The sequence below is a fragment of the Chitinophaga sp. SYP-B3965 genome (assembly GCF_009647655.1).
Taxonomy (GTDB): Bacteria; Bacteroidota; Bacteroidia; order Chitinophagales; family Chitinophagaceae; genus Chitinophaga.
Map to the genome: position 1 here is coordinate 293,714 of NZ_WJFD01000001.1, position 10,860 is coordinate 304,573.

At 47.1% G+C, this 10,860-nt stretch carries 14 protein-coding genes; 11 read left to right on the forward strand and 3 right to left on the reverse strand.

Going from position 1 to position 10,860, the window contains the following annotated elements:
• Positions 1-2: 2 nt before the first annotated feature.
• Positions 3-497 (reverse strand): 2-amino-4-hydroxy-6-hydroxymethyldihydropteridine diphosphokinase, encoded by a 495-nt coding sequence (folK, locus tag GFS24_RS01170; RefSeq protein WP_153657741.1) that lies wholly within the window; start codon positions 495-497, stop codon positions 3-5.
• 135 nt (positions 498-632) lie between these two features.
• On the opposite strand from folK, the gene sppA reads away from it, so the two are divergent.
• The gene (gene sppA / locus GFS24_RS01175; RefSeq protein WP_153657742.1) at positions 633-2,375 is read left to right on the forward strand and encodes a signal peptide peptidase SppA; all 1,743 of its coding nucleotides are present in this window, start codon (positions 633-635) and stop codon (positions 2,373-2,375) included.
• 100 nt (positions 2,376-2,475) lie between these two features.
• Positions 2,476-3,210 (forward strand): hypothetical protein, encoded by a 735-nt coding sequence (locus GFS24_RS01180; RefSeq protein ID WP_153657743.1) that lies wholly within the window; start codon positions 2,476-2,478, stop codon positions 3,208-3,210.
• Between the two features lie 4 nt (positions 3,211-3,214).
• Here the strand turns inward: GFS24_RS01180 and GFS24_RS01185 are convergent, their stop codons facing one another.
• Positions 3,215-3,556 carry a hypothetical protein gene (locus GFS24_RS01185; RefSeq protein ID WP_153657744.1) on the reverse strand — a complete coding sequence of 114 codons (342 nt, stop codon included), beginning with the start codon at positions 3,554-3,556 and terminating at the stop codon, positions 3,215-3,217.
• A gap of 175 nt (positions 3,557-3,731) precedes the next feature.
• Between GFS24_RS01185 and GFS24_RS01190 the strand changes: the two genes are divergently transcribed.
• The 4 genes from GFS24_RS01190 (at position 3,732) to GFS24_RS01205 (ending at position 6,575) form a co-directional block, all read left to right on the forward strand.
• The gene (locus tag GFS24_RS01190; protein ID WP_153657745.1) at positions 3,732-4,883 is read left to right on the forward strand and encodes an ABC transporter permease; all 1,152 of its coding nucleotides are present in this window, start codon (positions 3,732-3,734) and stop codon (positions 4,881-4,883) included.
• Positions 4,884-4,901: 18 nt separating this feature from the next.
• Positions 4,902-5,441, forward strand: coding sequence for an SRPBCC family protein (locus tag GFS24_RS01195; RefSeq protein WP_153657746.1), 540 nt, complete (start codon positions 4,902-4,904; stop codon positions 5,439-5,441).
• Positions 5,442-5,455: 14 nt separating this feature from the next.
• Positions 5,456-6,004 carry an SRPBCC family protein gene (locus GFS24_RS01200; protein ID WP_153657747.1) on the forward strand — a complete coding sequence of 183 codons (549 nt, stop codon included), beginning with the start codon at positions 5,456-5,458 and terminating at the stop codon, positions 6,002-6,004.
• Between the two features lie 76 nt (positions 6,005-6,080).
• On the forward strand, positions 6,081-6,575 hold the full coding sequence (locus GFS24_RS01205; protein WP_153657748.1) for a DUF2911 domain-containing protein: 495 nt from the start codon (positions 6,081-6,083) through the stop codon (positions 6,573-6,575).
• Positions 6,576-6,630: 55 nt separating this feature from the next.
• On the opposite strand, the gene bioA is transcribed toward GFS24_RS01205, so the two are convergent.
• Positions 6,631-7,917 carry an adenosylmethionine--8-amino-7-oxononanoate transaminase gene (gene bioA / locus GFS24_RS01210; protein WP_153657749.1) on the reverse strand — a complete coding sequence of 429 codons (1,287 nt, stop codon included), beginning with the start codon at positions 7,915-7,917 and terminating at the stop codon, positions 6,631-6,633.
• A 179-nt stretch (positions 7,918-8,096) separates the two neighbouring features.
• Here bioA and GFS24_RS01215 point away from each other — a divergent pair, with 179 nt between their 5' ends.
• The 5 genes from GFS24_RS01215 to GFS24_RS01235 are packed head-to-tail and all read left to right on the forward strand — an operon-like array spanning position 8,097 to position 10,632.
• Positions 8,097-8,396 carry a GNAT family N-acetyltransferase gene (locus tag GFS24_RS01215; protein ID WP_153657750.1) on the forward strand — a complete coding sequence of 100 codons (300 nt, stop codon included), beginning with the start codon at positions 8,097-8,099 and terminating at the stop codon, positions 8,394-8,396.
• A 16-nt stretch (positions 8,397-8,412) separates the two neighbouring features.
• Positions 8,413-8,784 carry a hypothetical protein gene (locus tag GFS24_RS01220; RefSeq protein WP_153657751.1) on the forward strand — a complete coding sequence of 124 codons (372 nt, stop codon included), beginning with the start codon at positions 8,413-8,415 and terminating at the stop codon, positions 8,782-8,784.
• Positions 8,785-8,798: 14 nt separating this feature from the next.
• Positions 8,799-9,032: a (4Fe-4S)-binding protein gene (locus tag GFS24_RS01225; protein WP_153657752.1), complete on the forward strand. Its 234-nt coding sequence runs from the start codon at positions 8,799-8,801 to the stop codon at positions 9,030-9,032.
• 3 nt (positions 9,033-9,035) lie between these two features.
• The gene (locus GFS24_RS01230; RefSeq protein ID WP_153657753.1) at positions 9,036-9,908 is read left to right on the forward strand and encodes a pirin family protein; all 873 of its coding nucleotides are present in this window, start codon (positions 9,036-9,038) and stop codon (positions 9,906-9,908) included.
• Positions 9,909-9,924: 16 nt separating this feature from the next.
• On the forward strand, positions 9,925-10,632 hold the full coding sequence (locus GFS24_RS01235; protein ID WP_153657754.1) for a DNA alkylation repair protein: 708 nt from the start codon (positions 9,925-9,927) through the stop codon (positions 10,630-10,632).
• Positions 10,633-10,860: the final 228 nt, after the last annotated feature.

Below are 10,860 nucleotides of genomic sequence, written 5' to 3' on the forward strand. Positions count from 1 at the left end.
AGTTAATGGGCCGCTGTGGTGAACTTAAACGCGGGTAAGGGGTCCGGGCAGGCTTCCAGCAGCTGGTTAACAGTGAGTTGCAGAATAGGGTGTACCCATAACGGGATGATCTCCTGCAAAGGAGCCAGTACAAACCGGCGGTTTTGCATTTGCGGATGCGGCACCTTGAGCTGCGGGAGGGTGATCACTTCCTGGTTAAAGAAGATCATATCGATATCTATCACCCGGGAGCCCCATTTCTGGCGGCGCACCCGGCCAATCTCCTTTTCAATCTCCAGCAGCACGTCCAGCAAAGCCGGCGCCTCCATGGTTGTTTCCAGCACCAGGGCCTGGTTCAGGTAGTCCGGCTGCTGCACATCCCCCCAGGGGGCGGTTTCATACATGGTGGATTCCTTGAGGATATGCCCCGCCCTTGCTGCGATCAATGCCACGGCCTGTTGAAGGAATTTTGGGCGGTCTCCCATATTGCCACCTATAAGTAATATTGCTGTATTCATGTATTTAGACGGCCCAAAAGTAGCCATATTCCTTATTTTTGGAAAAATTAATGAAGGATTTCGCATTTTGGGGAGAGAAGGAGGGGTATATTAACCCGTACACCAACGAACCAAAATCTAAACTAATCAATTAACATGCGCAGTTTCTTAAAGTTTTTCTTTGCTTCCTTTGTAGCCCTTATTGTTTTTAGTATCGTAGGTTTCTTTTTCGTGCTGATGATAGCCGTTAGAATGACTTCTGATAAAAAAGTAGTGGTAGGCTCCAATGCAGTGCTGGTAATTGATCTGAACGACCATTACGCAGAACAACGTGTTCAAACACCTTTACGTGCTTTAACGGGAGACGGCGCCGGCTCAGATCCTGGTTTGTATGATGCCGTACGCCTGATCAGGCAGGCTGCAACAGATGACAACGTAAAAGGCATTTACCTGAAGGCAGACGGGAACGGCAACGGATATGCTTCCAGTGAAGAGATCCGCCGGGCCATAGTGGATTTTGCCAAGAGTAAGAAGTTTGTATATGCTTATGGAGAAGTGATCTCCCAGAACGCTTACTTCCTCGCATCTGCTGCCAATAAAGTATACCTGCATCCTAAAGGCGGGATCGATTTTTCAGGGTTCTCTGTTACCATGATGTACCTGAAAGGTACGCTGGAGAAACTGGAGATCCAGCCGCAGATCTTCTATAACGGTAAGTTCAAAAGCGCTACGGAACCTTTGCGCGAAACAAAGATGACGGAAGCCAACCGCATTCAGACCACTGCTTTCCTCGGTGAACTGTATGGGGATTTCCTCATGAAAGTAGGTGCTTCCCGCGGTATTGATACGGCTACGCTGCATCAGTATGCCAATGAAGCCACTATCCAGTATCCGGAAGATGCGTTGAAATACAAACTGGTAGACGGCCTCAAATATGACGACGAGATCATGGATGAGATCAAACGCACGCTGAACCTGAAAGGAGATGATAAAGTGAATTTTGTGGCGCTCAATAAATACGACGAAGCCAATTCTTCTTACGAAGGCAGCGGCAACATTGCCCTGATCTATGCGGAAGGAGATATTGTGGGTGGTTCCGCAGATAAGGCGATTGCCAGTGAAGATTTTATCAAAACCATCCGCGAAGCGCGCCAGGATAAAGATATAAAAGCCATCGTGTTCCGTGTGAACTCTCCGGGGGGCAGCGCACTGGCATCTGAAGGCATCTGGCGTGAACTCACGCTGGCACGCAAAGCCAAACCAGTGATCGTTACCATGGGTAACTATGCAGCCTCCGGCGGTTATTATATTTCCTGCATGGCGGATTCTATTTTCGCAGAACCCACCACGCTCACGGGTTCTATTGGTGTATTTGCCATCTTGCCTAATATGCAGGCTTTCTTCAATAACAAACTCGGGATCACTTTTGATGCAGTGAAAACAGCAGAGTATGCAGACCTTGGTTCTACCAGCCGTCCGCTTACAGAGAAAGAGAAGTTCATGGTGCAACGTTCTGTAGATACTATTTACGCTACTTTTAAAAACCGTGTAACAGAAGGCCGCAAACTGCAGGCTACTATAGTGGACAGTATTGCACAAGGCCGGGTGTGGACGGGCATACAGGCGCGGAAGATGGGCCTGGTGGACCGCCTGGGTGGTATAGACGATGCGGTGAATTGTGCTGCGCGTATGGCCAATGTAGCGGAAGTGAAGATCGTAGCGTATCCTAAACCGAAAGATCCTTATCAGCAGTTCTTCAAGAGCTTAGGTGGTGTGCGTGCCAGTATGGTGAAGGAAGAACTGGGAGAACATTACCAGTTGTATCAGACCATCAAGGAGCTGAAACAATTAACGGGAGAGATACAGGCGAAACTGCCGTATAACCTGATCATACAATAATGGAACTCAGCTTATAAAATGAAAGGGAAAAGCATAACAGCTTTTCCCTTTTGCTTTTTGTTGCGGTTTGTTACCTTGCAGTCTAATGTACATATTACCTATGAAGCGAATAGCCTTTGTTTTGAGTGCGCTCTATTTTGTTTCCTGCCAGCAGCCGGTTCCTACTGCTGAAACAGATAAAGACAGTGCACAAACTGTTCCTGATTCCTCCGCAGCCACCGCGGTGGTGATCGATACGGTAACGATCGGAGGGCAGTTGTATAATATCACGCTGGCCACACAAGGTGAATACGATCAGATACCTGAATGGAGATCTGATACCAGTGAGGCGGTGAACATCCTGCCGGATAGTGCGCGCGTTCGTCGTGCCGGTGATTCCCTGATCTTAACACTGGCAAATGGCCAGCGGAAAGTAATGGTGAATAATAACAGCGATAACGATGAATACACGCAATACGCTTATCAGAAATACCTTCCTGCTTTACAGCATTGGGTAGTGTTTAACGCAGGTTATGAATGGCATTCCTATGAACTGATCGACTCCCGTACCGGGGAGATGACCCGTACTATCGGTTTACCCGAATTATCACCGGACAAAAAACATTTTATCTGCACTAATACGGACCTCATGGCTGCGTTCACACTCAATGGCTTCCAGTTATTTCAGCTTACGCCGGAAGGGAAACCAGTGTTGTTACAGGAACAGGAATTACATAACTGGGGAGCCACTACTATAAAATGGAAGGATGATAAAAACCTTCTCGCTTTACAGCATTACCTGGATCCGAAATCAGACGAACATACCCGGTACATCCGGTTATCGCCCCGTCCGTAATTGCTTATCCTTCTTCTGAATATACCGGATCCCTTTCTTCACTGCTCAGGCGGATCACGGTGTTGTGGTTGTTATCCACGATCTGCTGGGCCTGCATCCGTAACCGGCGTAAGCCGTCTGCGAGTGCTTCCATGCTTTTCTCGGCGGACTCTGCCAGTTCATTGTGATGGCGGATCACCGTTGTTAATCGTTTGATATGCTCATTGATCACGTTACAGATGATCTGAGACGCACTGAAGGCATCAAAGTCCTGGAGATTGTTCAGAATACCATCATAACACTTGCACATCCGGGCAACTAATTCCTGTTGTTCGGCCGGACTTGCCTGAGGCTGTTTTACTGACATAGAAGGTCGGTTTCTGGTTGATAGATATTATGGTTATTTGGACAGGAGCAACTTAATAAAATGTCTTTGAGTGTGAGGTCGTAAAATTGTTAAACAGGAGTTATTGGGTTATAACCCAGCAATCATTTGTTATTCTTCTTTTCTGGATTAGCTTTACACCCTTTAAAAGAAACGCATGGCAGTGAAATATAATCAGTGGAGGGCAATGTGGGCTATCACGAGGGCAAGTATCAAAGCAATATTCCGCAGTCCGTCTGCGGTGGTGTTCACGCTGGCTTTTCCGTTGATATTTATACTGGTATTTGGTTTTATCGGCGGGAGCGGGGTTGCTGTGAAAGTGGGGGTGGATAAGGCTTCCGATACTACGAATGGGATCTATACCCAGCTGAAAGGGTTTAAGAACCTCCGGCTGATCACGGATATGGCGCAGGAGCAGATGGAAGAGGATCTGCGGAAAGGACGGCTGGTAGCTATTTTGCGGATAGACGCTGATCTGAGTATTGATTCTGGTAGTGCTGCATTCGGGACACCTGCATATCGTGCTGATTCCGGCAGTGCACCCCCTGCTTTTAAAGTACATGTGAAAACTTCCACTGCCAGTGGTGAAAATACGGGGCTGTTATTCAATATTTTATCCGGCAGCATCAATAATCTTGATAATAACGTATACCCAAGACCAACAGTCGCGCAGATCGTACCGGAAGAAGTACCCGGCCGCGCCTATAAACGGATCGATTTTATCCTTCCCGGGCAACTGGGTTTTTCCCTGCTGAGCGCAGCCGTGTTTGGTACCGCCTTCCTCTTTTTTAGTTTGCGGCAGACATTGGTACTGAAACGTTTTTTCGCAACCCCCATCAACCGGTTATATATTATCCTGGGAGAAGCACTGGCGCGTTTGCTGTTCCAGTCCTTCGGCTCCGTGATCATCATCGGCATCGGTTATTTCTTTTTCGGTTTTACACTGATCAATGGTTTTGCCACTTTCCTGGAAATGCTCACGTTGTGTTTATTCGGATTGATCGTATTTATGGGATTTGGTTTTGTGGTAAGCGGCATTGCCAAAACAGAAAGCACCATTCCACCCCTTGCGAATATTGTTACGCTGCCCCAGTTCCTGCTGGCAGGCACTTTTTTTTCGGTAGATGTATTCCCTTCCTGGCTGCAACCCATTTGTAAGATCATGCCCCTCACTTATCTTAACGATGCTTTGCGTAAAATCGCTTTTGAAGGTTTGCATCTTTGGGATGTATGGCCCCAGATAGGGGTTTTGAGCCTCTGGGGTATTGTGATATATGCGGTAGCCATTAAGGTTTTTAAATGGGAATAATTTCGTAACTTATATCTTATGCAACAAGCCTTATATATCGTTATTGGGGCGTTGATCGTACTTGTGTTAGGTCTATTCATCTTTTCCTTTTATTTACCCTCCCTTGTAAAAGTGGAACGCTCCCTGCTTATTAAAGCACCGCCGGACAGGATCTTTCCGCAGGTGAACGCTTTGCGTAACTGGCCGTTATGGTCTCCCTGGCATGGATATGATCCGCAAATGAAGATGGCATATCACACAAAGGATACCGGTGCAGGGGCCGGGTATTCCTGGGAAAGCCGTCACCGTAACGTGGGCAAGGGGAGCCTTCTTATCACGGAATCGCGTATGAATGAGTATATTGCCAGCGAAATGAATTTCACGCAGCAGGGAACGGCCAAAGGGTATTTCCGTTTTGATACGGTGACCGATGGTACAAGGGTTACCTGGGGCATGGAAGCAGACATGGGGCAGAATCCTCTCCGTAAACTGATGGGGAAGATGATGGATAAATGGGTAGGCGGTGATTTTGAAAAAGGACTGCATAACCTCAAACGGTTAACTGAAGCCACGGCTTAATATTTTATTTGGATATGCGATTTGTTAAAATGTTTTTGATTGCAGTGCTCATTTTCGGTTCACTGATCTTTGGTTTATCCTTACTATTCCCCTCTACCGCAAGAATGGAGCGTTCTGGTTCCATTAACGCACCGCTGGCCACCGTGTATGAACAGATCAGCCACCTGGAAACGTGGCCGGAATGGAACCCCTGGGATCCTGCTTATAAAAGAGATGGCAATATGCTCCAGCAATACTCCAAACCTGCCTCTGGTCAGGGTGCATGGTTCACCTGGAGTAATACGGTGGGCAGCACCGCTTCCGGAAGGGTAGAGATCGTGGCGGCAGACTCTTTGAAAGGCATTACTTACAATATGACCCACCCGGCCATGAAACCGGTAAAAGGGTTCCTGGAACTAAAACCTACGGCAGATGGTAAAGGCACTGCCATCCTCTGGCGCCTGGAAACCAATGTGGGGTTGACGCCCTGGTGGAAACTGCGGGGATTTCTCATGGACCGCATGTTTGGTGCATCCATGGAAGAGGGGTTGAATAAACTCCGTAATATCTGCGAAAAGAACTGATTTTGGATGAGTGGTATGGTAATTGTGAACGCAACACCGTAATTTACCATCTCAATATTATAAAAATCCTGTTTTTATGAAAAGTATGTTATTTGCCCTGGCCTTCTTGGTAACAAGCAGCGCTGTACTGGCTCAAAATCCTCCGAAAAGTCCACGTGTAACAGCAACCGGCGACAACGTTGAGATTGCTTATGGCCAACCTTCCAAGAATGGTCGTCAGATCTTTCCTGGTCTGGAAGCTTACGGAAAAGTATGGCGCGCAGGTGCTAACAAATCCACCGATATCACTTTTAAGAAAGATGCCACCTTTGGCGGTACTAAAGTGAAAGCGGGTACTTATGCTTTGTTTATCACGCCTGGTGAAAAAGAATTCACCGTGATCCTGAACAGCATCCCTGCTCAATCCGGTGCTTTTGATTATGATAAGAACAAAGGCAGCGATGTAGCTACTGTAAAGGTTCCCCGTCAGAAAACTGCTTCTACGGTTGAGAAATTAACGTTCTCTTTCCCTAAAGGCCATCTGCAAATGGAATGGGATGATACCAAAATAGCTGTTCCGCTGAAATTTTAAGCGACAAGATATGTTTAAGAAAAAAGCAAGACCGTAATGGTCTTGCTTTTTTTATTTAGTTCCATTGTTCCTGGTACTTCGCCAGCATTTCATGGATGCTGTCGTACACCTCCGTTAATTGTTCATCTGTAATGCAATACGGCGGCAAGATATACAGGGTATTACCCAGCGGCCGGAGCATCACCCGTTTTTCACGGAAGAACTGATGCAGGAAAGCGGCCAAATCATTTGTATAACCATCAGCTTCTCCTGTTTCGATCTCAAAGGCCAGTATCGTTCCCAGCGAGCGTACATTCTTCACATCCGGGTGGTAGGCTAGTTCTACGCCAAAGTTGCGGTGCCGGGCATTGATGCGTTCCCTGTCCTTTTTGCATTCCGGCCGGAGGAACAGTTCCAGGCTGGCAAGGGCTATGGCGCAGGTTAAAGGATTGGCGGTGTAGGAATGTCCGTGGAAAAGGGTTTTAAGCTTATCTGTGGAAAGGAATGCGTTGTAGATCTCATTGGTGCAGGTAGTGATGCCCATGGCAATGGTGCCGCCGGTAAGCCCTTTGGAGAGGGTGATCATATCCGGTGGGGTTTGTAGTTGCTCCATGGCAAAGTTGCTGCCTGTACGCCCGAAACCGGTCATCACCTCATCTGCAATAAGCAGGATGTTATGTGCACGGCAGTGTTGCAGCAGGGCATCAAAACAATCCGCATCGTACATCACCATGCCGCCTGAACCTTGTACCAGTGGTTCAAAGATAAAGGCGGCGGTATCTGCCGCATGGGTATCCACAGCAGCTTTGAGCGCCTCTATGTTATCCGCAGCGGGTACGTCCAGGAAAGTGACCTCAAACAGGAAATCATCAAAGGCACGGGTGAACACACTTCGGGCACTCACACTCATGGCCCCGAAAGTATCGCCGTGATAGGCATTCCGGAAGGCCAGGATCCTCGTTTTAGCCTGGCCTTTGTTCTGCCAGTACTGGATGGTCATTTTTAAGGCTACTTCTACAGCTGTGGAACCATTGTCAGAATAGAAGAGTTTCTGCTGGGAACCCGGCAATACTGGCAGGAGTTTTTCTGCCAGTTCTACAGCTGGTTCATGGGTATATCCTGCAAAGATGATATGATGCAGTTTAGTGGCCTGTTCGGCTATCTTTTCCGTGATATAAGGATGGGCATGGCCGTGAATGTTCACCCACCAGCTGGAGGTGGCATCCAGGTAACTGTTTCCGTTCTCGTCAAAAAGAAGGGCGCCTTCTCCCCGCACAATACCAATAGGGTCGGGAGCGGTCTGCATTTGTGTATATGGATGCCAGATCACGGCTTTGTCACGTTCACTCAGACTTTTTTGCATGGAGCAAATGTAAAAAATCAAAACATATCCCGGCTCAATATGTTAATAACTACCGGATGGCTGCAAATGCGTAACTTTGCAGTAAATAATACCGGCAAGATATTTGAACTGCAGTAGTATGATTATCAATGCAGTCTGTATAGGGCCGCGTATTATTCAAGTTAAAACCCAAATATAACATGGATACGAAGCTGTTGGATGTAAAAGACAATGTGAATGCCAGGCAATTTGAAGTGAAAATTGACGGGTTGCTGGCTAAAGTAGAGTACATGATGGGTGGAAATAAGATCTTCCTTACGCATACGGAAGTTCCACCATCCCTGGAAGGCCAGGGTATTGCCGCGGCACTTGTAGAGCGCGTGCTGGAAATAGTTGAAGAGCGAAAACTAAAGATGGTTCCCCTTTGCCCGTATGTGGCTACCTATCTTCGCAAACACCCGGAATGGAAGCGGTTACTGGCACACGGCATTAACGTATAGACACAATCCTCTAAATATGGCCATAGAAAATTTCGAAGAACTACATCACCTGCACCAGGAATGGAAGAAGGACCTTTTACTAAGCGAAAAGGAGATCAAATCATTAACGAGCGAATTGACAGAGATCAGCAGTCAGCCACTGGATCACGACCAGCAGGTAAAGATCGAGCATTTTCAGAATGCATTGATCCGCCAGAAGGAAGTAGTGAATGATGAGCTGCAACTGATCATTAAAGTAGACAAACTGATGTCTGAGAACAACGGGGAAATTGCACAGTTGCATATGCTGCACAACAAACTGCAAGATGATATGGATACGTTCGACCGGTTGTTCGTTGATCTGCGTGAAGAGTTCAAAGCGTTCAAGCGCAGCCTGCTTAAATCCTGAAAATTATACCTGATATGGAAGCAAAACTGGAATATACGAACGGCGAAGTCACCATCGTGTGGCAGCCCAGGATCTGTCAGCATGTTGGCATTTGCGCACGTGGATTGCCGGAAGTATTTCAGCCAAGAGATAAACCCTGGATCAAGATCAACGCAGCTGATACGGCTGCATTGATTGCCCAGGTGCAAAAGTGCCCCTCCGGTGCTTTGAGTTTTTATATGAATGCGGATAAGCCATCCGAAGATTAAACTATGCATAAATACCGAAGCGTAAGAACTGTTCTCTATGCTGATCTGAAAGAAACAGGCGATATACCTGTTCGTCAGCCTTTTCCGTCTGCGCATGCGGACCGGATAGATCCTTTCCTGTTATTACACCACATCAACATAGAAGTACCTACCTATATTCCGCCCCGGCATGCCGGCGTGGCGCCACATCCGCACCGGGGATTTTCTCCGGTCACTTTTATTTTTAAAGGTGGTGTGCATCACCGGGATAGCCGCGGTAACAATAGTGTGGTGCGGGAAGGTGGTACACAATGGATGCATGCCGGTATGGGTGTGATCCATAGTGAAAGACCACCGGAAGATATTCATGAAACAGGCGGTGTGCAGGAATTACTGCAGCTGTGGGTGAACTCGCCGGCCAGCCGTAAAAAGGACCAGCCGGCTTATTATCCGTTGCATGCAGCAGATACACCTTCATTAAAAACGGAAGATGGGCGGGCTGTTGTGCATGTGGTAACAGGAGAATTGCTGGGCACCAAAGGTCCCATTCCCACCTTAACACCCGTGAACACTTTTACGGCTCATCTTAAAAAAGGCGGGCAATTTTATTTTCCTATTCCTGCTACGCATCATGCCTTCATCTATCTCCTGGACGGAGAGTTGAGGGTGGAAGGCGCGAGTGTGTACACGGCTTTTCATGCGGTGGTGTTCAATGAAGATGGAGAGGGTTTTAACCTGATTGCGGAAGAAGATACGCGTGTGTTCATTGCCAGCGGGGAACCACTGAATGAAAACATAGCGCAGCACGGGCCTTATGTGATGAATACGGAAACGGAAGTGCTGGAGGCCATGCGTGATTTTCAAATGGGGAAGATGGGGATCTTGATAGAAGAATAACCTTAAATCTATACCAATGACCTTACAGGAAGTGTTGGATGCTATCAAAACCTATGGTAGTGTTTCCACTAAGAACACGATGATGCGGCATGGATGCCAGGAGCCCATCTATGGTGCTAAAGTGGGAGACCTGAAACTAATACAGAAGAAGATTAAAAATGATCAGGCACTGGCGTTATCGCTGTATGACAGCGGGGTGTATGAGGCGATGTATCTTGCGGGGCTGGTGGCAGATGGCAGCATGATGACGGAGAAACAATTAGAGCAGTGGGTTCAGCATGCTAAATCTCCTGCTATCAGTGAATACACGGTTGCCTGGGTGGCAGCAGAACATCCGCAGGGCTGGAAGCTGGCGTTGAAGTGGATAGATTCTTCTGATGAAATGATAGCCTGCAGTGGCTGGAATACTTTGAGCGGGATTGTATCTATGAGGCCGGATGCTGAATTGGATATTCCGAAGTTGCAGCAATTACTGAAACGTGTGCAGGCGGAGATACATACAGCGCAGAACAGGGTGCGGTATTCGATGAATGGATTTGTGATAGGGGTGGGGACTTATGTGGATGTTTTAACTAAAGAGGCGATGGCTGTGGCTAAGAAAGTGGGTGTTGTAAGTGTGAATATGGGTGATACGGCGTGTAAGGTTCCTTTGGCGGAGGATTATATTAATGCTGCGAGGAATAGGCCGGGAGGGGTTAAAAAGAAGAAGACCACTAAGTGCTGAGAGAGGTTTTTTCTTTTTAAGAGGAAGCAGGTTTTTAATAGCAGAGAAAAGGGTTTTCTTTCAAAGAAGAAAAGATGCTTTTCTAATTAAATAAGTGCTGAGAGAGGTTTTTTCTTTTTAAGAAAAAACAGATTTTCCAATAGAAGAGAAAGGATTTTTCTTTCAAAGAAAAAGAGAAGCTTTTTAAAAATAAACCAAGTGCTGAGAGAGGTTTTGTTATTTTAGAAT